Here is a 20,691-nt window from a genome sequence, read left to right on the forward strand (position 1 = left end):
CGATCGGATCGATCGTTCGTGGCGATGTGCGTTGTTACGCTGGGTCTCGTGACCGACATCGAGCTGCGCCACCTGGCGGCGATGGCCGCCGTCGCCGAGGAGGGCACGTTCGGCCGGGCCGCCGCCCGCCTGGGATACACCCAGTCGACGATCAGCCAGCAGATCGCCGCGCTGGAGAGGGCCGTCGGCGGCCAGGTGTTCGATCGGCCGGGCGGTCCCAGGCCGGTACGGCTCACCCCGCTCGGCTCCGTGGTCCTCGGCCAGGGCCGCGACCTGCTGGCGCGGGCGGAGGCGCTGGCCGACGCCGTGGACCGGTTCAAGGCCGGGGACGGCCGGATCGACATCGGCACCTTCCAGAGCGTGTCCAACGTGATCCTGCCGTCGGTCGTCCGGCGGCTGCGGGACGAGCACCCCGGCTGCGACATCAGGCTGTCCGAGGAGGAGCCGGATCAGCCGCGGATCGGCGACCTCGACCTGCTGTTCTACGACGGCCGTGTCGACGACGACGTCGAGCACCTCAAGCTGCTCGACGACCCGTACCTGCTGGTGGCCCGCGCCGGCACCTTCCCGGACGGCCCGGTCCCGCTGGAGCGGCTCGACGGCGCGCCAATGGTGGCCTGGCCGCTGACCTGCTCCCAGCCCTGGATGGAACAGGCGGTCACCCGCGGCGGCGCCCGCCCGCGGATCGTGTTCCGCACCGCGGTCAACGACACCCTGCTGTCGATGGTGCGCGCCGGCCTGGGCTCGGCGGTGCTGCCCTGGCTCGCCGTCCGCGGCGCCGGCGTGCCGTCCGACGGCGGGCTCAGCGTCCACGAGCTACGGCCGTCCCTGCCGCCACGGGAGATCTACCTGCACTGGCGGGCCGGGCGTACCCGCTCGCCCCTCGCCCGCCGGGCGATCGACATCGCCGCCGAGGTCGCGGCCGGGCTCGCGCCACCGTCCGCCGGCGCCTGACGTGTGCGGCCCGGGCCGCGCTACCGGCCCGCCCCGGCCGCGGGCGCCGCCGCACGGCCCGTACCGGGCGCCAGTGCCATGTCGACCGCCCGCTCGACGTGGATCCTGGTGGAGTCGAAGACCGGGATCGGGCTGTCATCGGGGCCGATGAGCAGCGTGATCTCGGTGCAGCCGAGGATCACCGCCTGGGCGCCGCGGTCCGCGAGGGTGGAGATGATCCGCCGGTAGCTCCTGCGTGAGGCGTCCTCGACCCGGTTCATGGTGAGTTCGCGGTAGATGACGTCGTGGACGAGCGCGCGGTCCTCCTCGCCGGGGACGATCACCTCCAGGCCGTGGGCGCGCATCCGGTCGCGGTAGAAGTCCATCTCCATGGTGTAGCGGGTGGCCAGCAGTCCCACGGTGGTGATCCCCGCGGAGGCGATCCGGCTCGCCGTGGCGTCGACGATGTGCAGGAACGGCACGCCGATCTCCGCCTCGACGACGTCGGCCACCCGGTGCATGGTGTTGGTGCACAGCAGCACCATGTCGGCGCCCGCCCTCTCCAGGGTCCGGGCCGCCGCCGCGAGCGTCCGGCCCGCGGCGGCCCAGTCGCCGGCCCGCTGCATGGCCTCGATCTCGGCGAAGTCGACGGTCAGCAGCAGGCTCCGGGCGCAGTGGTGGCCGCCGAGGCGGCGCCGGGTCTCCTCGTTCAGCAGGCGGTAGTACTCGGCGGAGGATTCCCAGCTCATCCCGCCGATGAGGCCGATGGTTCGTGTCATGGCACCAGCCTCCCGCGTGTCCGGCCTCATAGGTAGACGTGAACATGTTGGTCCTGACCCAAGAAATACTTATGTCGTGGACGCCCACCGACTGCTCGTCTTCCGCCAGGTCGCCCGCTCGGGGTCGATCGCGGGCGCGGCCCGTGTTCTGGGCTGGACCCAGCCGGCCGTCAGCCAGCACCTGCGTCATCTGGAACGGCAGGCCGGGTTGCCGCTGGTGCTGCGGCGCCCCCGGGGGATCCAGCTCACCGAGGCGGGCCGGGCGCTGCTGGAGCACGCCGACGCCCTTGCCACCCGCCTGCACGCCGCGGCCGACGAGATGAACGCGCTGGCCCGGCTGGAGGGCGGCACCGTGCGCCTGGCCGCCTTCCCCTCGGCCGCCGCCACCGTCGTCCCGGCGGCGATGAGCCTGCTGGCCGCGCGTCATCCCGCGCTGGACGTGCGGCTGCTGCAGGCCGAGCCGCCCGAGGCGCTGGAGCTGGTCACCGCCGGGGAGGCGGACCTGGCCATGACCTTCGCCCACGACGGGCAGCCGTTCACCGTGCCTTCCGGGCTGCTGGGCGTCCCCGTGGGACAGGACCCGGTGCGGCTGGTCCTGCCGAACGGGCACGCGCAGGCCGGGGCCGCCACGGTGGACCTGCGTGACCTGGCCGCCGACAGGTGGATCGCCGGTTGCGAGCGGTGCACCGCCCACCTGGAACGGCTCTGCCTGGCCGCCGGTTTCACGCCGGACATCCGGCACGGCAGCGACGACTACGTGGTCGCCCAGTCGCTGATCGCCCGCGGCCTCGGGATCGGGATGCTCCCCCGGCTCGCGCTCCGGGCGTTCCGCGACCCTGGCGTCACCGTCCGCGAGGTGCCCGGCCTGCGGCCCCGTGCCCTGCACCTGATCCACCACCGCGAGGCGGACCGGATCCCCGCGGTCCGCGCCGCCGTACGGGCCGTCCACGACGCGATCACGGAATGACCCGGGACGCCTCCGGCGGTCCTCAGCCGAGCTGTTCGGCCAGCCCGACGACGATGCCCTCGGGGCCGCGGACGTAGCAGAGCCGGTAGCTGTCCTCGTACCGCGCCAGCTCGCCGACGAGTTCGGCGCCGTGCGCGCGCAGGCGGGCGACGACGTCCTCGATGTCGTCGACGGCGAACATGACGCGGCGGATGCCCAGCGTGTTCGCGGGGGCGTCCCTCGGCTCGGCGGCGATCGCCTTGGGCGTGTGGAACATCGCCAGCTCGATCCGGCCGTGGCCGTCCGGGGTCCGCAGCATCGCGACCTCCTGCCGGACGCCGGAGATCCCGATGACGCTCTCCACCCAGGCCCCCTCGATGGGCGCCCTGCCCTCTGGTTCCATGCCGAGTTCGACGAAGAACGAGACGGCGGCGTCAAGGTCGTCGACGACGATGAGGACGTTGTCCATCCGCTGGATCGTCATTCCGGGTCTCCTTCGTGCGATGCGGCCACGGTGGCCGCGTCGGCCCCCGGGACGGAGCCGCCGGGCCGTTCTCGACATCGCCTTCGAGGTCTTCCCGGCGTGGCGGTGCCCGTCACGCGCCGATCGGGGGGTCGAGATACTGCGCGACGCCGTCGCTGAAGGACCAGTCGACCGGCTCGTTCTCGTTCAGGACGACGACCATGTTCCGCGGCTCGGTCCCCGCGTACTCCTGGGCGAGCTCGGCGATCCGCCGGTACAGGGCCCGTTTCCGGTCGGGCGTGCGCCCGGAGCGCATCGTGATCGTGACGATCACGACGCCGTCGTCACGGTGCGGCCCGAGATGGTCGCCGTAGCGCAGCATGCCGGTGGGGCCGTCGTGGCCGTTCAGGATCTGGAACAGGTCGCCGGGCGGGATCTCGATCGTCTGGACCAGGGCGTCGTGCACGGCGCGGCCGAGCGCCTCGAGCCGGTCACGGTCGGCACGCAGGGCGTCGATGCGAACAAGTGGCATGTCGGTCGGATCCTCCTGACGGATGCTGCGGGGTACGGGGGACGGCGCACGTGAGCAGGGGCACCGTCCACGCCCGGGGCGTGCACGAGGCCCGAGTCCGCGCTCGTGTCCATGACCGTAATCGTACATACTAGTAGGTACAGAAAGCGGCGTGAGCGGTGAGCCGCCCGTACGGCGGTCGTTCCGGGATGCCGTGGCCTCCCGCTTCCGTCACGTTCACGGCCGACGATCGAGACGACCCGGGGAGGCCAGCCATCGGCCGACCGTCTCGGTGTAGCCGTGCGGTGTCTCCAGTGGCAGCAGATGCCCGGCGCCCGGGAAGATCCGCCGTTCCCAGTCGGGGCGACGGGCGGCGAGGTCGTCGATCGCGCTCCGGGTGATCAGGCCGTCCCGGTCGCCCCAGAGGAGCAACGTCGGCGCCCCCACCCGGGCGATCGCCCGGTGGACGGGGCTCCGGTCGACGAACAGGGCCGACAGGACCGAGGCGAAGGCCGTGACGGCCGCGTCCAGCCCGCCGGGCCGGGCGTGCCGCAACTCGTCGGCCAGCAACGCGGTCATGTCCGGTGACAGCCGCGACACGTCGCCCGCCATTCCGGCCGGCCGGGCGCCGGGGTCGGCGTACCGGCTCAGCTTGAGGTCGAGCAGCCGCCTGCCGGTCAGCCGCAGCGCGGCCCGCGCGAGCGGTGGTACGGCCGCGAGCAGCGGCCCGCCCAGGAGGCGCCAGAACAGCACCTCGTCGGCGGGCAGCGGGCCGGGCAGCGTGGGGCAGGTGAGCACGAGCCGTGCGACCCGGTCCGGGGCCGCGTCGGCGAACAGCAGCGCCACCAGCCCGCCCATGGACCAGCCGTGGACGACCGCGTCCTCGATGCCGAGCCGGGCGGTGAACGCCCGCAGGAAACGCGCGTTCGGCCCGGCTCGGGCCGCCCGCGGATGCGGCAGGCCGGTCCGCCCGAAGAGGGTGCCCGGCAGGTCGGGGACGACGACGGGCCCGAGGGCGCTCAACGGGCCGATGAGGTCGAGGAACATCGACGCGCCGGCCGCCATGGGATGGACCAGCAGGTGGGTGGGCCCCTCCCGGCCGGAACCGGCGCTCAGGTAGTGGACGGCCGTGCCGCAGACCTCGGTCTCCTCGCTGCGGATCCCGGCCCACCGGGGTGACCGTGCGCCCCAGTCGGCATGCCGCATCCTCGTACCTCCCGCCGTCGACGGTCACTCGGGACACGGGCATCATCACCCGCCGGCCCCGTCCCTGCCCAGACCCGGTCCTTCCCGCGGCCGATCGGAGCCCGGGCCGGGTGCCCCACCGTCCACCGTGTCATCCGCGGGCTTCCGGAGACCCCCGGGGAGAACGCGGGGCACCGCCTACGTCGCGGTGCGGCCGGGTGGGGTGAGGGCGTCGGCGGGGGTGTGGGTGGCGGCCCAGCTCGCGAGGAGTTCGAGGGCGTCGGCGTCGGGGGTGCCGGGAGGCGCGGTGAAGGCGATGAGGGACAGGCCGGGGTCGGCGGCCAGGTCGAGGACCTCGTAGGTCAGGTGAAGGTCGCCGACGACGGGGTGGTGGAGGTGTTTGGTGCCGGTGCGGTGCAGGCGGACGTCGTGGGCGGCCCAGCGGGTGCGGAAGGCGTCGCTGCGGGTGGACAGCTCACCGACCAGGTCGCTGAGCTGCTTGTCGTAGGGGTCGCGGCCGGCCTCGGTGCGCAGGGTGGCGACGGCGTCGTCGGCGGCACGGTCCCAGTCGGGCCAGAAGGCGTGGGCGCGCGGGTGCAGGAAGGTGAAGCGGGCGTGATTGGCGATCTGACCGGCGGGCCGGGCGGGGTCGGCGAACACGGGGGCGAACAGGGCCATGCCGAGGGGGTTGGCGGCCAGGGCGTCCAGGCGGCCGTTGTTGACCATGGCCGGGATCGCGGTCATGCCGTCCAGGATGCGGGTGAGGCCGGGGCGGATCTGCTGGGCGGGCCTGCGGCGGTGCGGGCGGGCCGCGGGGCCGGCGGTACGGGCGAGGTCGGCCAGGTGGGCGCGTTCGGCCTCGTCCAGGCGCAATGCGCGGGCCACGGCGTCCAGGACGCTGCCGGAGACCCCGGCCAGGTCTCCGCGTTCCAGCTGGGCGTAGTACTCCACGCTGACCCCGGCCAGGTCGGCGACCTCGCTGCGGCGCAGGCCGGGCACCCTGCGGCGCCCGGAGTCGATCAGCCCGGCCTCCCCGGGACCGATCTTGGCGCGGCGGGAGGTGAGGAAGGTCTTGACCTCTTCGCGGTTGTCCACTCTTCCCAGGTTAGGCGAGTGCCGCAGGCCGAGGGGTGGGCTGGTGGCACACCTTCCGGTGGTGACTTCTCCCCGGTTCGGGCAGCGGGTTGCATGGTCCGCAGATGCCACCGGCCACCCTTTCCTCGCGCCCGGTCAAGCCGTGGCGAGCGCCTGGCATCGAGCGGGCACGGTCCGAAGGGGAGCCGTGTTCGGCCGCGAGGATGAGACCACGACGAAGGAGTCAGCTGATGAGGCATGTGTCCCTGGGCGGGCTGGAGGTGTCCCGGATCGGGCTGGGCGCCATGACCATGGCCGGCACCTACACCAGCGGTGGAGGGCTGGACGACGCCGAGTCGATCCGCACCGTCCACCGTGCGCTCGAGCTGGGCGTCACCCACATCGACACCGCCGAGATCTACGGGCCCTTCCACAGCGAGGAGGTCGTCGGCCGAGCGATCAAGGGCCGCCGTGACCAGGTCGTGGTGGCCACCAAGTTCGGCCTCGTCTCCCACTCCGGGGGCGGGCCGGGGGTGACCGACAGCAGCGCCGCCAACGTCCGCGCCGCCGTCGAGGGCTCGTTGAGGCGGCTGGGCACCGACCGCATCGACCTGTACTACCAGCACCGCGTCGACCCGAACACCCCGATCGAGGAGACCGTCGGCGCGCTGGCCGACCTGGTCGCCGAGGGCAAGGTCGTGCATATCGGCCTGTCCGAGGCCGGCCCGGCCACGATCCGCCGAGCCCACGCCGTCCACCCCCTCGCCGCGCTGCAGACCGAGTACTCGCTGTGGACCCGCGACCCCGAGGACGAGCTCCTGCCGCTGCTGCGGGAACTGGGCGTGGGCTTCGTGCCCTACTCGCCGCTGGGCCACGGGTTCCTCACCGGCCGGATCCGCACCCCGGACGACATCCCCGACGACGACTGGCGCAAGACCAACCCCCGCTTCACCGGCGAGAACTTCCGGCGCAACCTCCGCGTCGTCGAGGAGGTCGAGGCCATCGCCGCCGAGGCCGGCGCGACCCCGGCGCAGATCGCGCTGGCCTGGCTGCTCACCCGAGGCGACGACATCGCACCCATTCCCGGCACCCGCCGCGTCGCCCGCGTCGAGGAGAACACCGCCGCCGACACCGTCGACCTCACCCCCGGCCAGCTGGAGCGGCTCGACAACCTCACCCCCGCCGCCGGCGAACGCCACGACGAGACCAACATGGCCGCCGTCGACCGGTAGAACCCCGGCCGCGCCGGGTCGGGCGGGTCGACGAGTTCGACGACATGTCCGGTCGGCTGTACCCGTACCACCCGGTCGGCCCGGAATGTCCGCCACTGGTCCCGGGCCACGTCTCGGGCGACGAAGTACCAGCGGCTGCCTGTGTGCACCAGGCGGTAGGGGTCGATGTCTCGGACGGTGGTCTTTCCCGCATGGTCGCGGTAGGAAAGCCGGGTGCGCTCGCCATGGCGGCAGGCGGCGGCCAGTTCCAGCAGCATGCCGGGCGAGATCTGAGGTTCCTCGGGTCTGGGGGTGTGGACGAAGGTGGCGTCCATCTCCGCCAGCCGGTCTGCGATCCGGGGCGGCAGGACCTGTTGTAGTTTCAGCAGCGCCGACAGTGCGGCCTGGTCTGTGCCCAGGACGCCGCTGAGCGCGGCCTCTCGTAGTGCGACGGCCACGGCGAGTGCTTCCTGGTCGTCGAGGATCAGTGGTGGCATCCGGGTGCCACCGCTGAGGCGGTAGCCGCCCCAGGGTCCGGGGTCGGACTCGATGCCGTAGCCGAGTTCTCTCAGCCGGGCGATGTCTCGCCGGACCGTGCGGTCGGTGACCGTCATTTGCCCGGCCAGCTCGCGGCAGGTCCACGCCGGTCGGGTGGACAGCAGCGAGACCAGTCGCAGCAGGCGGGCTGAGGTGCTGATCACACTTCGAAGTGTTCCCCATGACCAGGACCGTAACTGTCCTGGTCGCGTCGTAGCGTCCTGTTCATGAGTACCGAACCCACGTCCGGGCCTGCGATCCGTTTGCTGTCCGTCGATTTCGACTGCCCGGACCCCGCCGAGCTGGCCCGCTTCTACGGTGAGGCGCTGGGTTTGCCCGTCGTCTACTCCAGCGACGATTTCGTCCTGCTCGGCCGGGAGGGGTCGTCCGGGCTGGGCTTCATCCGGGTGGCCGACTACCGGCGTCCGACCTGGCCGGACCCGTCCCAGGGCAAGCAGGCTCACATGGAGCTGGGCGTCGACGATCTGGACGCCGCCCATGCGCGGATGCTGGCACTGGGAGCCGTGGAACCCCCTGTCCAGCCGCACCCCGATGAGCGCAGGGTCCTGCTGGACCCCGCGGGCCACCCCTTTTGCATCTCCACGCAGGACTGAGCACCAGCGGCCGGCCGACGACGTACACCACGGCGATCGAGCGGCACTTCACCCGAGCTCATGCGCGGGGTCGGGAACCTCTGCATCGGCGCGGACAGCGACCCCCGCTACGACGCGCGCCGCCTGGTCGGGCTCCTCGTCGACGGCCCTGCGCCCGCCCGGTGCCGCCGGTCGGGCCGCAGGCGTGCCGTTCCCCGCGATTCCTTGATCCACGCGGGTATAGCATCGGCGGCATGGCGATGCGGCTTGTTCAGATTGCGATGAACGCCCGGGACGACTCCGCGGTCGGCCGGTTCTGGGCGGAGGCGCTCGGCTGGGGTGTCGACAGCGAGGAACCCGGCGTGACCAACCTCGAGCCTGTGGGTTTCGCCTACCCCGACCCCGTCGCCGTCTGCATCGACGTCATCGCCGTCCCGGAACCCAAGACGGTGAAGAACCGGGTGCACGTCGACCTGGCCACCACCTCCGCGGCCCATCAGGCGGAGCTGGTCGAGCGCCTGAAGGGGCTCGGCGCGACGCCCGCCGACATAGGCCAGGGTGACGTGCCGTGGACGGTCCTGGCCGACCCGGAGGGCAACGAGTTCTGTGTGCTGGAGCCGCGGGAGATCTACCGGGACACCGGGCCGATCGCCGCGGTGGTCGTCGACTGCGCGGACCCGCGGGCCATGGCCCGGTTCTGGGACGAGGCGATCGACTGGACCCTGCACGAGGTCACCGACGACCACGCGAGGATGCGCTCGGCCAGGGGCGTCGGCCCGTACCTGGAGTTCCTCCGCACGCCCGGCGTCAAGACCGTGAAGAACCGCGTCCATCTCGACCTCCGTCCCTACCCCGGCGACGACCAGGCTGCGGAGGTGGCCCGGCTGCGAGCCCTGGGCGCCACCGACGTCGACCTCGGCCAGGGCGACGTGCCGTGGACGTGCCTGGCCGACCCCGAGGGCAACGAGTTCGACGTCCTCACCCCCCGCTGACCTCCGGCACGGCCACCCCGGCCGCCGGACCCGCCCCCCGGGCCTCGGACCCGGTCCGGCACCGCGGTCGTCGTCCGGGATCCGCCGGGCGGACCGGCCGGCCGGAGACTCGAAGATCGTTGAGCTGTACCGGGCAACAGGCCGACGGTGAAGGAGCCGCTCATGACCACCGACCCGACGATCGCCGACCCGACGATGACTCGGATCGGCCAGGGGGTGGAGTTGCATCACCACCAGGGCCGGCGTGAAGCCGCGCGCGAGCTGTTCGCGCAGATCTGGGACGACATCGGCGGCGAGCAGGGCGACCCGCTGCACGTCTGCGTCCTTGCCCACTCGATGGCCGACGTGCAGGACGACGTACGGCAGGAGCTGATGTGGGACCTGCGGGCGCTCGACGCCGTCGCGCTGGTCACCGATGAGCGGGTGGCGCAGGCCGGGGTGCCGCTCTCGGTGGCCGGCCTGTATCCGTCGCTGCACCTCAACCTGAGCGACTGCTACCGCAAGCTGGGCGACCTCGACCGCGCCCGCGAGCACCTGCGGCAGGCGCGGGCCCGGATCGGCGCACTGGGCGACGACGAGTACGGGAAGATCATCAAGGGGGGCCTGGAGCGGCTGACCGAACAGCTGGGCGACACCGTCTGACCGCGCCTTTCGCGACCGGACCTCTCCCCGGCGGCCGGAGGGCGGTGAGCCCCGGGCAGGTGCCGGGGAACATCCGCGTCTTCGGACGAAGGGGCCGAGCGCTTAGGTTGGGTCCATGGGTGACGACGGGCTGCAGGCTGCGGGCGAGGGCACCGGGGAGTCGCCGGTCGCCCGCGGTGGGGAGGGCTGATGGCCACGGAGGAGCCGCCGGAGCTGTACGAGGCGCTGGCCGTGTTCGCCGCGTCGGCGCGGTCGGCCTATGCCGACGGTTCGAACCTGCGGGTGCGTTCGTCGGGCATCGTGCACGCGGTGGTGATGACGCGCTGGCTGGGCGGGGAGCGGATGCCCGGTCCGGCGTGCATGGTCGGGGTGAGCGGGTGGGATCCGGGTGCGGCGCATCCGGACCGGGGTGCGGTCACCTGCCGGCGCTGCCTGAAGCTGACGACCTCGGAACCCGGCGACGAGCAGCTGGAGCTGTTCCCGGTGACCACCGCCGAGCCTGATCGCGCCGTCCCCGGCCGGGCCGATACGGACAGGACGGACGGGGCCGGGTAGTACGCGTCCCCGGCGCCGCACCCCGCCATCGGGCAGGGCGTCCGTGGTCCTCGTGCCGGGGCCTTCCGTCTTGCCGGTGAAGTGGCCGTGGAGGACCGGCCGGCCGTACACGATCTCCTCGGCGACCCGTCGCATGGTCACCGTGCCCCGGGGTCCCGAGCTTCCCGCGCGACCGTTTCCCTCATGATCGTTTCCCGCGCGGTCGTTTCCCGCGCCCCCGGCACGACCCTGATTCTATCGCCGCTGGTTTTCCTGTCATTGATATGTTAGTTTCGCTCTAGATTCTAGCGCTGCTAGCAAAAGGAAAGATCATGCTCACCCCCGTCGCCTACGGCCTGGCCGTCCTGCTGAACCTGTTCATCATCTTCATCGGCCTGCGGTTCCTCCTGGCGCCCCACGCCTCGGCCGCCGGTTACGGCGTCCCCGCCAGGAAGGACGGCGACGCCGCCTACCTGGCCGTCAAAGGCCTGCGCGACCTCGCCTACGGCGTCCTCGGCCTCGTCCTGCTCGCCTTCGCGGGTGCCCGCGCCGAGGCCTGGTTCATGCTCGTCGTCGCCCTCGTCCCTCTCGGCGACACCGTCATCGTCCTGCGCCACGGCGGCACCAGGGCGGTCGCGTTCGGCATCCACTTCGCCACGGCCGTGATCGTGCTCGTCGACGCCGCCCTCCTGTTCGCCGTCTGAGGCTCGAGGACCCGTGACCGGGTCAGCCGTGTTCGGCGTGTCGGCCGTGGTCGGTGACCTGGGCGGCGGGACGGGCCCGCGGCCCGGCCGCCACCGCTTCCGGACGCCCGGGCCGGGCCCTTCGGTGCGCCGGCCGGATCATCGGCCCGGCTCCCGGGTACCGGCCCGTCACCTCCCCCGGATCGCCCCCGTGGGGAAAACCGGGCCAGGGCTCGATCCGGGCCCCGCCCTCGCCGACCCCGCCCGCGCGACCCACGCCGGGGTGAGGCAGCCGTCGCGGCGGCACCCCGCCGCATTCCGGGCGGTACTCGAAGTGCCACCACTCGTTGTCGTACATGCGGTACAGGTCGTGGCGGGCGCCGTGTTCCTCGAGCCAGCGGGCGCCCTCGTGGGGGCGTACATCCAGCGCGATGCCCTTGACGTGGCCGGATTCCGCCGGTGGCAGCACGAGCATGCGTGCCGAGGCCGGGGAGCCGGAGCGGCGCACCTCCTCGTCGAACATCCGCTGCTGGAGGAGGGGATCGCGGTATCCCGAGGTGAGGCCGATCAGCTGGCCGTGACGCCAGAGCGCCCGGGTACGCGCCGCGGTGAACGCCGTCAGGGCACCGTCGGTGAGCCCGGTCAGGTCCTCGGCGGGAAATCGCGTCCGCAACGCCCAGCGGCAGGCCACCTCCAGGGCCCGGCCTGGATGCCGGGCGAACGCCACGGGCAGCAGGAGCACGGCGAGCACCAGCGTCACCACGGCGTAAAGCCGGTCACGGGGCCGGGGTGGGATCGTGCGTGATTCGTCCATGACGAACTACGATTGGCATCGAATGTGCGTGCGTTGTCCGCCGCATGTCACCGTTTCCCGACGGCGGCCACCCGGTGGATCGCCGGTGATCGCCGGTGGATCGCCGGCGCGACCGTGACACGACCATGACACGGCGCGGACGGGGCGGGGACACGGCCGGTCGACAGTGGATGGAGTCGGCCGGCGGCGAGGTACGGAGCGTGCTGTTGATACTCGGTGGCGTGTCACGAGTGTTGTTGATCGAGGATGACCCCGCCGTGCGGGAGGGCCTGGAGCTGGCCCTGACCCGGCACGGGCACCGGGTGCGCGCGGTGGAGTCCGGCGAGCAGGGGCTGGAGCGGCTGCGCGCGGACCTTCCCGACGTCGTCGTGCTCGACCTGATGCTGCCCGGCATGGACGGGTTCGAGGTCTGCCGCCGCATCCGGGCCGCCGGGGACGTGCCGATCATCATGGTGACCGCGCGCGGCGACGACATGGACGTGGTGGCCGGGCTGGAGGCGGGCGCCGACGACTACGTGGTCAAGCCGGTGCAGCCCAGGGTGCTGGAGGCGCGCATCCGCGCGGTGCTGCGGCGGATCGGCCGGGACCAGGCGGAGCTGGAGCGGCACGGGGACCTGATCATCGACCGGGCCGGGCTGACGGTCTCCAGCCGCGGCGTGCCGGTCGGCCTCGCCCCGACCGAGCTGCGCCTGCTGCTGGAGCTCTCCGGCACGCCGGGCCGGGTGCACAGCCGCCAGCAGCTGCTGGAGTCGGTCTGGGAGCACGGGTACTTCGGCGACTCGCGGCTGGTGGACGCGTGCGTGCAGCGGTTGCGCGCGAAGATCGAGGACGACTCGGCGGCGCCCGTCTACGTGCAGACGGTACGGGGCTTCGGGTACCGGTTCGGGCCGGTGTGATCCTCCGGTGGCATCCTGGCCGAACCCGGGGCTGCGCGCCCGGCTGCTGTTCGCGTTCATGCTGCTGTGCGTGGTCACCGTGGCGGCGGTGGCCGGAGGGATCTACATCCAGGCCCGCAACGACATCCTGCAGCGGACCCAGGACTCCACGGTCCAGGCGGTCAGGAGCCGCCTGCAGGCGCTCTACCCGTTGCGGAGCGCGACGCCGGGCCCGGCCGAGCTCGGCGACATCGCCGCCGCCGTGCCCGACCAGGACAGCGTGGAGTACGCGATCGCCGTCTACGGCGGGATGCACTCGCCGGTCGCCCCGCCGGGGCCCGGAAGGCCGGGCCGGAGGGTGCTGGCTCCGGCGGAGCCCGGCAGGCCGGACGGGAGGATGCCGCTCCCGCAGGCCCCGCCGGAGCCCGGAAGGTCGGGCGGGAGGGTACTGACCACGGATCTCGGGGTGGTCTCCCCGGAGTTGCGGCGGACGGTGGCCGGCGGCGAGACCGCGTGGCAACGCGTGGTGCCGCAGGGCGTGCCCTGGCTGATCATCGGCACGCCGTTGCTGATCACCGAGCCGGACGGCACGGCGCGGGTGTCGGGTATCGAGGTCTACGCCGCGCGCAGCCTGCTCGCCGAACAGCGCAGCATCGACCAGCTCGCCGCCCGCGCCTGGCTCATCGGCGGGGCGGCCCTGGGGTTCGCGGTCGTCCTCGCGCTGCTGGCCACCCGGAGCGTGCTGGGCCCGGTGCGCGAGCTCGGCCGGGCGGCACGCCTGCTGGGCGAGGGCGAGCTGCGGACCAGGATCGTGGTCCGCGGCTCCGACGAGCTGGCCGAGGTGGCACGCACGTTCAACCACACCGCCGCGGAGCTGGAACGGCACGTCACGCAGCTGCGCGAGATGGAGGCCGACGCCCGCCGGTTCGTGGCCGACGTGTCCCACGAGCTGCGCACCCCGCTGGCCGCGCTCACCGCGGTCGCCGACGTCCTCGACGAGGAGGCGGCCGGTCTGCCCGAGCCCGCCGGCAGGGCCGCCAGGCTGGTCAGCCAGGAGACGCTCAACCTCACCGCGCTGGTGAACGACCTCATCGAGATCAGCAGGTTCGACTCCGGCGTCGCGGCCCTCGTGCCGAACGAGGTCGACGTGGCCGAGCTGGTGCGCTCGACCCTGCGGGTGCGGGGCTGGTCGGAGCAGGTGCACGCCGAGCTCCCCCCCCGCGGTGACGGCACGGCTGGACCCGCGCCGGGTGGACGTCGTCCTCGCGAACCTGGTCGGCAACGCCCTGCGGCACGGCGAGCCACCGGTGTCGGTACGGCTCTCCGCCGGCCCGCACCGGATCGTCCTGGAGGTCCGCGACCACGGACCGGGGCTGGACGAGGCGGTGCTGCCGCACGTGTTCGACCGGTTCTACAAGGCCGGCGCGGCCAGGGCCAGGTCCGAGGGCAGCGGCCTGGGCCTGGCCATCGCGCGGGAGAACGCGCGCCTGCACCGGGGCGACCTCACCGTCGCCAACGCCCCGGACGGCGGCGCCGTCTTCACGCTGAGCCTGCCACGCCGGGCACCCGGACCGGAGTCCGACCCGGACGGGGGCCCCGAGTGAGGAACGGGCCCGCCCGCCGCGTGCTCGCCGCAGGCCTCGTGTCGCTCGCCCTCGTGACCGGCTGCGGCGTGCAGCCCAGCGACGTCATCCCCGTCGGCGGCCCGCCGAGCGGAGGCGTCGTACCGGCCACGACGATCACCCTCTACCTGGTGAAGGACGGCCGGCTCACCGCGGTGACGCGGCCCCGTCCCGGTGGCCGCCCGCTGTTCGAGGCGGACACGCTCGCGCTGCTGGCGGCCGGTCCCACCGCGAGGGAGCAGGCGCACGGGCTCACCAGCGAGGTTCCGCCCGAGGCCGGCCCGTTCTCGGTGACCGGCAGGTCCGCGGGCCACGTGGTGATCACCCTGTCCACTCCGGCCGGTGAGCTGTCCGCACCGGCCGTCGACCAGATCGTGTGCACGGCCGCCGCCACGGCGCCCGAGAGCCCCTCCCGCGTCACGGTCGTCGGTGCCGGGCAGAGCGTCGGTCCCCGGAGCTGCCCGGGGTGACGGCGGTCCCCCGCCTTCCGCGCTCCCGGCCGTGCGGGCGGTGCGGGCGGTGTCCGCCGATGCCCCGGCGGACCTGCGGCCCGCCTCAGGAGATGCTCTTCACCAGGTGGCGCAGCGTCTCGCCGAGCTCGGTCGCACACGTGTGCCGCCTGCCGCCCCCGGGCCGCAGGACGCCTCGCTGCTCGGCGTCGTACAGGCCGGTCAGTTCCTCGGCGAGCGGGAGCGGAACGCCCGCCTCCACCATCGTGGTGACCCACGCGGGCCGCGGGACGGTCACCACCGTGAGCGGCTTGCCGAGAACGGCCGCCAGTTCCTCGGCCACCTGCCGTTCCGAGTACTCGGGGCCGTCCAGGTCGACGATCTCGCCGGCCGGGGCGGGCGTCGTGAGGGAGTCGGCGACCACCCCGCCGATGTCGCGCGTCGCGATCATCGGGACGGGCACGTCGGCCGACGCGCCGAAGACCGGGTAGACGCCGGCCCCGAGAGCGGCGTCGAGCACCGTTTCGACCTTCTCCTGGAAGTGCGACGCGCGAACCGCGGTCAGGGGCACGCCCGTCTCGCGCAGCCGGTTCTCCATGTGGTGGAGCCAGCGGATGGGGCCGGTGCCCTCGGCCAGCTCGGCCCCGATCGAGGACAGCATCACCACGTGCGGGACACCGCCGTCCAGGACGGCCCCGGCGATCGAGTCGGCCAGCCCGCGGTGGTAGGCGTCGGGGTCGGCCGCCACCGGATCCGTCGGCAGCAGGACGAACACCCCGCGGCAGCCGCGGAACGCCTCCGCCAGCGCCGCCCTGTCACCGAGATCGGCGACGAAGAGCTCGGCTCCGGCCGCGGTCCAGCCCGCGCCCCTGGCCGCGTCGCGGACCACGGCCCGCACCGGTTCCCCCCTGGCGAGGAGGTCCCGGGCCGCCGCCCCGCCTACGTGGCCTGTCACTCCTGTGATCGCGTACATCGGATGCCTCCGGTGGGTCGTCGAGGTGGGTCGTCGGGTGGGTCACTCCCAGTGAACAGGCACCGGGAGAGACGATCCATATTCCGTACGCTCACTTCCATTTCTGTCCGTCTACACTGGAACCGTGGATCCGCTCGCTGACCTGCTCGACGGTGTTCGTGCCCGAAGTGCGGCGTTCTGCCAGGCGATCTTGGAACCACCGTGGTCGCTGCGGATCTCCGACGGCGCCCCGCTCGCCCTGGCCACCACGCTGCGCGGGCACGCCTGGATCATGCTCGGCGACGGTGAGCCGGTGCCGATGCGCACCGGGGACGTGGCCATCGTCAAGGGCCCGGAGCCGTACACGATCAGCGACGACCCGGCGACCCCTCCGGAGATCGTCGTCCACCCGGGCAACCGGCTGACCACCATGGACGGCGTCGACATCACCGAGAGGATGCGGCTCGGACCGCGCACGAGCGGGTACGGCCCCGACGGGTCGGCGATCGTGGCCAGCGGGACCTACCAGGTCACCGGGGACGTGAGCGAGCGGCTCCTGAACGCCCTGCCGCAGGTCGTGCTCGTGCCGCGGTCGGGCGAGCAGTCCCCGATCATGGAACTGCTCGCCCGGGAGGTCGACAACGAAGGGCCCGGCCAGCAGGTCGTCCTCGACCGGCTCCTGGATCTGGCGCTGCTCGCGACCCTGCGCGCCTGGTTCGCCCGCCCCGAGGCTCAGGCACCCGGCTGGTACCGCGCGCAGAGCGATCCGCTGATCGGCCCGGCGCTGCGGCTGATCCACGACGACCCGGCCCGCCCGTGGACGGTGGCCTCGCTGGCGCAGAAGGTCGGCGCCTCACGCGCGGCCTTCGCGCGCCGGTTCACCACCCTCGTGGGGGAACCCCCCATGGCGTACCTCGTCGGCTGGCGGATGGCGCTCGCCGCCGACCTGCTGCGCTCCTCCGACACCACGATCGACTCGGTCGCCCGCCACGTCGGCTACGCCAACGCCTTCGCGCTGAGCGTGGCCTTCAAACGGGTACGCGGCGTGTCCCCCAGCCGCCACCGGACGGGCAGGTGAGGCGCGCGGCCACGGTCACCGGCGCCCGTCACGCGGACCGGCCTCCGGGCAAGGGTGCGGACATCGCGTGACGGTCACGGACGGAAGGCTCAGGTGAGGAGCCTCACCGTGCAGGCGTGCTCGAAGCGGGCGCCCATCCGGTCCCACAGCCCGGCCGCGCGGGCCAGCGCGTCAGGGTCCCCGTCGTGGCGGCCGGTGGCCCGCAGCGCGGTGGCCGCCGCCCAGTCGTTGTCGCCGGTGTCCGCGACGGCCGCGGCCAGGTCCGCGCCCGCGCGCGACAGCCCGGCGGCCACCGCCAGCTCGGCGGCCGCGGCACGCGCGAACGGCACGTAGCGGGCGGGCGGGTGATGGTGCCGGGCGCGCTCGGCCAGCTCCGCCGCCCGGTCGAGCTCGCCGAGGTGCAGCGCGATCCTCGCCTCGACGAACGTGGACAACGGGGCCAGCCGGGCCTGGAAGGAACCGCCCCGGTGGAGCGCGTCGTTCTCCGCGGCGCGAGCCCGCCACCGCGCCAGGCCGTCCCGGTCCTCGCGCAGGCCGTGGGCGAGCACCACGAACGGCATGGTGACCTGCATCCAGAACACCCGTGGACGTCCGGCGCGCCGCCAGCCGTCCCACATGACGCCGGCGAGGTGGACGGCCTCGTCGAGGTCGCCGCCGAGCACGACCGCCGGGATGGTCTTGCTGACGGCCAGGTACGCGCTGTCGCCGTACGGCTCGGTGCCGCCGGACGGCCGTCCGTCCGGGATCGGCACCGCGCGGGCGGCCGGCAGGTCGCCCGCGGCCACCGCGTCCAGGCAGGCCAGCGCCTGGGCGTCGTCGATCTCGGCGACGTACGCGGGACTGCAGGGGTCCAGCCCGGACAGCAACGCCAGGCGCTCGGCGGCGATCCGGTGCCCGTCGCGGGCGCGGCCCTCGTTGAGGGCGACGGTGCGTACGGCGTCCAGGGCGGCACTGGTCAGGACCGGGTCGCCGGTGGCGCGCGCCGCCTCGACGGCGGCCGCGGCCAGGACCGGATCGGGCCGCAGCACCGCCGGGCCGGCCGTCCAGGCGGCCGCGCAGGCCAGCCGGGCCGCGACGACCGGATCGCCGTGGTCCCCCGCCGCCGTCGCCTCCTCCAGGAGCTCGAGGCGCCGCTCGTACGAGATCGGGCTGCGGAAGGTGACCGGGAACCGGCCGGCCATCTCGACGACCCGGGCCAGCGCGACGGCGTGCCCGTTGCCGTCTCCCGCCGTGCGGGCCCGCTCGGCCGCGGCCAGCCACAGCTCGCAGGCCCGGTCCGAATCGTTGATGACCTGCGCGCCCTCGGCCGCGTGGCCGAGGTCGCGGCTCGCCTGCGACGGCGTCGGCGCGTACCGTGCGGCGCACTCGTGCGCGTCGGCGGAGGCCCGCAGGAATCCCCGCGCGAAGGTGAGCCGGGCCAGCAGGCGAAGAAGCCGATGCGTCGAGGCGTCCGGGCCCTCGGGCGTCATCGCCGCGGCGGCGCGCAGGTCGCCGGCCACGCGGTCGAAGTCGCCCCGCCAGTCCTCGCCCCGCCGGTCCTGGTCCTGCCGGTCCTCGCCCAGCCGGTCCTGGTCCAGCCGATCCTCGCCCTGCCGGTCCTCGTCCAGCCGGTCGGCGAGGCCGGCCGCGGTGTCGGCGGCCCAGTTCAGGAGGCGCCGCCGCACCGCGTCCCGCTCGGGATCACCCCCGAGCTGCTCGGCGGCGAACGCGCGGATCGTCTCCAGCAGGTGCCAGCCACCGTCGCGGCGCCGCACCAGGCTCTTGTCGACGAGCCGGCCCAGCAGGTCGGCCGCGCGGGCCACCGGCAGGCCGGTGACGGCGGCGGCCGCCGGTACGTCGAAGTCGCCGGTGAACACGCTCATCCGCCGGAAGGCGGCCCGCTCGTCCTCGTCCAGCAGGTCGTGACTCCAGCCGATCACCGCCCGCACCGAGCGATGCCTCACCACCGGGCCACGACCGCCCACCAGCAGCCGCAGATGATCATCCAGGCCGCTGAGCAGCCCGGCCGCGCCCAGCGAAGGGCTCCGGGCGGCGGCCAGCTCGATCGCCAGCGGCAGCCCGTCCAGCCGGGAGCACAGCTCCGTCACCGCCGCCGCATCGAGCCGGTGGCCGGGGTGTGCCAGCTCGGCGCGGTCCCGGAACAGCTCCTCGGCGTCGGAGCCGAGCGGCAGCGGCGCGACCGGCTGCACCCGCTCGCCGGGAATGCCGAGCCGCTCCCTGCTGGTGGCCAGGATCGTGGTGGGGCACGTGGCCAGGACCTGCTCGGCGAACTCGGCCACCGCATCGGGCAGGTGCTCGCAGTTGTCCAGCACCAGCAGCGACGGGCCGCGCCGCAACCGGGCCAGCACGGCCTGCTCCACCGGCTGCCCGGCATGCTCGGACACGCCCAGCACCGCGGCGACCGCCTGCCCGACCAGGCCGTCCCGCACCGGCACCAGATCGACGAACGCCGCGGCGTACCGGTACCGCGAGGCCGCCGCCTCCGCGGCCACCGAGGCGAGCCGGGTCTTGCCCACCCCGCCCGGCCCGGTCAGCGTCACCTGTCCCCCGCCTGCCAGGCGCGTCAGCACGGCGTCCAGGTCGTCCCGCCGGCCCACGAAGCGGGTACGCGAGCGCGGCAGCCCGACGACCGTCCCGGGTGGCGTGACCGCCTCATCGGCGGCCGGGGCCCGCGCGGCCAGCGCCGCCCGGCCGGTCACCCCGTACGTGCGCAGCAGCGACGAGACGTGCCCCTCCACCGTACGGACCGAGATGTGCATCCGCCGGGCGATCTGCGCGTTGGACATCCCGGCGCCGAGTGCCGCCAGCACCTCGGCCTCCCGCGCCGAGACCTCGGGGCCGCTCACGTGGTCCCCAGGTGGTGAGCACGTGGCCGGTACGGGTGCCCGCCGGCCTCCTCCGCCCCATGCTGGAAGCGAGCACCATCTCTCCCCCGGCGACACCCGCATCCCCCGGAAAGCCTCTTACAGGGCACCGTCCGGCCTCCCTCACCGACCACCCGTACCAGATCTCAAGCCGCACCCCCGACAGGCCGGCGATGGCAGCGTAGCCACCCCCGCCACCCCCGCGACGCGCGCCGGCCCTGCCGGCCCAGGACTCCGGCCGCCCCACGACCGAGCAGACACAGGAGAAGGCACATGAGCAAGGTGATCATCGGAGCGACCGTGTCCGCGGACGGTTTCATCGCCGACCGCAACGACGGAGTGGGACCACTGTTCGACTGGTACTTCAACGGCCCGCGGGAACTGCCGGTCGCCCCGCACCGGTACCGCCCGAAGGACGGCTACCGGCCGGCCGCCGCCAGCGCCGACCTCCTCCGCGACACCTGGGCGAACATCGGCGCCACCCTCATGGGACGCCGCCTGTTCGACCTCACCGACGGCTGGGGCGGCAGGCCCGCCGTGGGCGACCACGTCTTCGTCGTCACCCACCGCTCCCCCGGCGACTGGCCGGACCGCCACCCCGGCGCCCCCTTCCATTTCATCACCGGCCTGGAGGAGGCCGTGGCCCGCGCCAGGCAGGCGGCCGGCCACCGCGACGTCTCCGTACCCGCCGGTGACCTCGGCGGGCAGGCGGTCTGCGCCGGGCTGGTGGACCGGATCGACATGTACGTCGTCCCCGTCCTGTTCGGCGACGGGATCCGGTTCTTCGGCGAGCACAAGATCCCGACCACCCTTCTGGACGACCCCCGCGTCGTGCAGAGCGACCGGGTCACCCACATGAGCTACGACCTGCGCGCACGGTGATCACCTCACGCCCGCGGCACCCCGGGACGACCGGGACCTTCCCCCGGGCGGCCGGCAAGGCAGGCGGGCAGG

At 73.7% G+C, this 20,691-nt stretch carries 20 protein-coding genes and 3 pseudogenes; 14 read left to right on the forward strand and 9 right to left on the reverse strand.

Going from position 1 to position 20,691, the window contains the following annotated elements:
• Positions 1–48: 48 nt before the first annotated feature.
• Positions 49–954, forward strand: coding sequence for a LysR family transcriptional regulator (locus ABD832_RS01285; protein ID WP_344887069.1), 906 nt, complete (start codon positions 49–51; stop codon positions 952–954).
• Between the two features lie 20 nt (positions 955–974).
• On the opposite strand, the gene ABD832_RS01290 is transcribed toward ABD832_RS01285, so the two are convergent.
• Positions 975–1,712, reverse strand: coding sequence for an aspartate/glutamate racemase family protein (locus tag ABD832_RS01290; RefSeq protein ID WP_344887071.1), 738 nt, complete (start codon positions 1,710–1,712; stop codon positions 975–977).
• A gap of 76 nt (positions 1,713–1,788) precedes the next feature.
• On the opposite strand from ABD832_RS01290, the gene ABD832_RS01295 reads away from it, so the two are divergent.
• Entirely contained in the window at positions 1,789–2,679 is an 891-nt protein-coding gene (locus ABD832_RS01295; protein ID WP_344887073.1) for a LysR family transcriptional regulator, read from the forward strand.
• 22 nt (positions 2,680–2,701) lie between these two features.
• On the opposite strand, the gene ABD832_RS01300 is transcribed toward ABD832_RS01295, so the two are convergent.
• From ABD832_RS01300 to ABD832_RS01315, 4 genes are all read right to left on the reverse strand, one after another.
• Complete coding sequence (locus ABD832_RS01300) at positions 2,702–3,127, reverse strand: VOC family protein (protein ID WP_425582562.1); 426 nt, start codon at positions 3,125–3,127, stop codon at positions 2,702–2,704.
• A gap of 127 nt (positions 3,128–3,254) precedes the next feature.
• A complete protein-coding gene (locus tag ABD832_RS01305; protein ID WP_344887077.1) occupies positions 3,255–3,653 on the reverse strand; it encodes a tautomerase family protein in 399 nt (132 codons plus the stop codon).
• Between the two features lie 216 nt (positions 3,654–3,869).
• Positions 3,870–4,838 (reverse strand): alpha/beta fold hydrolase, encoded by a 969-nt coding sequence (locus ABD832_RS01310; RefSeq protein ID WP_344887079.1) that lies wholly within the window; start codon positions 4,836–4,838, stop codon positions 3,870–3,872.
• Between the two features lie 177 nt (positions 4,839–5,015).
• A complete protein-coding gene (locus ABD832_RS01315) occupies positions 5,016–5,912 on the reverse strand; it encodes a helix-turn-helix domain-containing protein (RefSeq protein ID WP_344887081.1) in 897 nt (298 codons plus the stop codon).
• Positions 5,913–6,142: 230 nt separating this feature from the next.
• Here ABD832_RS01315 and ABD832_RS01320 point away from each other — a divergent pair, with 230 nt between their 5' ends.
• The gene (locus tag ABD832_RS01320) at positions 6,143–7,123 is read left to right on the forward strand and encodes an aldo/keto reductase (protein WP_344887083.1); all 981 of its coding nucleotides are present in this window, start codon (positions 6,143–6,145) and stop codon (positions 7,121–7,123) included.
• 68 nt (positions 7,124–7,191) lie between these two features.
• Here the strand turns inward: ABD832_RS01320 and ABD832_RS01325 are convergent.
• Positions 7,192–7,803 (reverse strand): annotated as a pseudogene (locus ABD832_RS01325) (helix-turn-helix transcriptional regulator); the annotation flags it as partial.
• Between the two features lie 63 nt (positions 7,804–7,866).
• Here ABD832_RS01325 and ABD832_RS01330 point away from each other — a divergent pair.
• The 6 genes and pseudogenes from ABD832_RS01330 to ABD832_RS01355 all read left to right on the forward strand — a co-directional run bounded on the left by ABD832_RS01330 (position 7,867) and on the right by ABD832_RS01355 (position 11,104).
• Complete coding sequence (locus tag ABD832_RS01330) at positions 7,867–8,253, forward strand: VOC family protein (RefSeq protein ID WP_344887086.1); 387 nt, start codon at positions 7,867–7,869, stop codon at positions 8,251–8,253.
• 54 nt (positions 8,254–8,307) lie between these two features.
• Positions 8,308–8,400: pseudogene (locus ABD832_RS01335) on the forward strand (TetR family transcriptional regulator); the annotation flags it as partial.
• A gap of 86 nt (positions 8,401–8,486) precedes the next feature.
• Complete coding sequence (locus ABD832_RS01340; RefSeq protein WP_344887088.1) at positions 8,487–9,224, forward strand: VOC family protein; 738 nt, start codon at positions 8,487–8,489, stop codon at positions 9,222–9,224.
• 162 nt (positions 9,225–9,386) lie between these two features.
• Complete coding sequence (locus ABD832_RS01345; protein WP_344887090.1) at positions 9,387–9,866, forward strand: tetratricopeptide repeat protein; 480 nt, start codon at positions 9,387–9,389, stop codon at positions 9,864–9,866.
• A 189-nt stretch (positions 9,867–10,055) separates the two neighbouring features.
• A complete protein-coding gene (locus tag ABD832_RS01350) occupies positions 10,056–10,421 on the forward strand; it encodes a hypothetical protein (protein WP_344887092.1) in 366 nt (121 codons plus the stop codon).
• Positions 10,422–10,732: 311 nt separating this feature from the next.
• Positions 10,733–11,104 (forward strand): DUF4267 domain-containing protein, encoded by a 372-nt coding sequence (locus ABD832_RS01355; protein ID WP_344887094.1) that lies wholly within the window; start codon positions 10,733–10,735, stop codon positions 11,102–11,104.
• Between the two features lie 22 nt (positions 11,105–11,126).
• Here the strand turns inward: ABD832_RS01355 and vanY-N are convergent, their stop codons facing one another.
• Positions 11,127–11,897 (reverse strand): D,D-peptidase/D,D-carboxypeptidase VanY-N, encoded by a 771-nt coding sequence (gene vanY-N, locus ABD832_RS01360; protein WP_344887096.1) that lies wholly within the window; start codon positions 11,895–11,897, stop codon positions 11,127–11,129.
• Positions 11,898–12,118: 221 nt separating this feature from the next.
• Between vanY-N and ABD832_RS01365 the strand changes: the two genes are divergently transcribed.
• The 3 genes and pseudogenes from ABD832_RS01365 (at position 12,119) to ABD832_RS01375 (ending at position 14,376) form a co-directional block, all read left to right on the forward strand.
• Positions 12,119–12,793, forward strand: coding sequence for a response regulator (locus tag ABD832_RS01365; protein WP_344887098.1), 675 nt, complete (start codon positions 12,119–12,121; stop codon positions 12,791–12,793).
• 376 nt (positions 12,794–13,169) lie between these two features.
• A pseudogene (locus ABD832_RS01370) lies at positions 13,170–13,829 on the forward strand (HAMP domain-containing protein); the annotation flags it as partial.
• A 193-nt stretch (positions 13,830–14,022) separates the two neighbouring features.
• Positions 14,023–14,376, forward strand: coding sequence for a sensor histidine kinase (locus ABD832_RS01375; protein ID WP_344887551.1), 354 nt, complete (start codon positions 14,023–14,025; stop codon positions 14,374–14,376).
• 573 nt (positions 14,377–14,949) lie between these two features.
• Here the strand turns inward: ABD832_RS01375 and ABD832_RS01380 are convergent.
• Entirely contained in the window at positions 14,950–15,798 is an 849-nt protein-coding gene (locus ABD832_RS01380) for an NmrA family NAD(P)-binding protein (protein WP_344887100.1), read from the reverse strand.
• Between the two features lie 142 nt (positions 15,799–15,940).
• On the opposite strand from ABD832_RS01380, the gene ABD832_RS01385 reads away from it, so the two are divergent.
• Positions 15,941–16,873, forward strand: a complete 933-nt coding sequence (locus ABD832_RS01385) for an AraC family transcriptional regulator (RefSeq protein ID WP_344887102.1) — start codon at positions 15,941–15,943, stop codon at positions 16,871–16,873.
• Positions 16,874–16,962: 89 nt separating this feature from the next.
• Here the strand turns inward: ABD832_RS01385 and ABD832_RS01390 are convergent, their stop codons facing one another.
• Positions 16,963–19,719, reverse strand: coding sequence for an ATP-binding protein (locus ABD832_RS01390; protein ID WP_344887104.1), 2,757 nt, complete (start codon positions 19,717–19,719; stop codon positions 16,963–16,965).
• 291 nt (positions 19,720–20,010) lie between these two features.
• Between ABD832_RS01390 and ABD832_RS01395 the strand changes: the two genes are divergently transcribed.
• Positions 20,011–20,619 (forward strand): dihydrofolate reductase family protein, encoded by a 609-nt coding sequence (locus ABD832_RS01395; RefSeq protein WP_344887106.1) that lies wholly within the window; start codon positions 20,011–20,013, stop codon positions 20,617–20,619.
• The last annotated feature ends 72 nt before the right edge of the window (positions 20,620–20,691 follow it).

Source organism: Streptosporangium longisporum (assembly GCF_039534895.1).
Classification (GTDB): Bacteria; Actinomycetota; Actinomycetes; order Streptosporangiales; family Streptosporangiaceae; genus Streptosporangium; species Streptosporangium longisporum.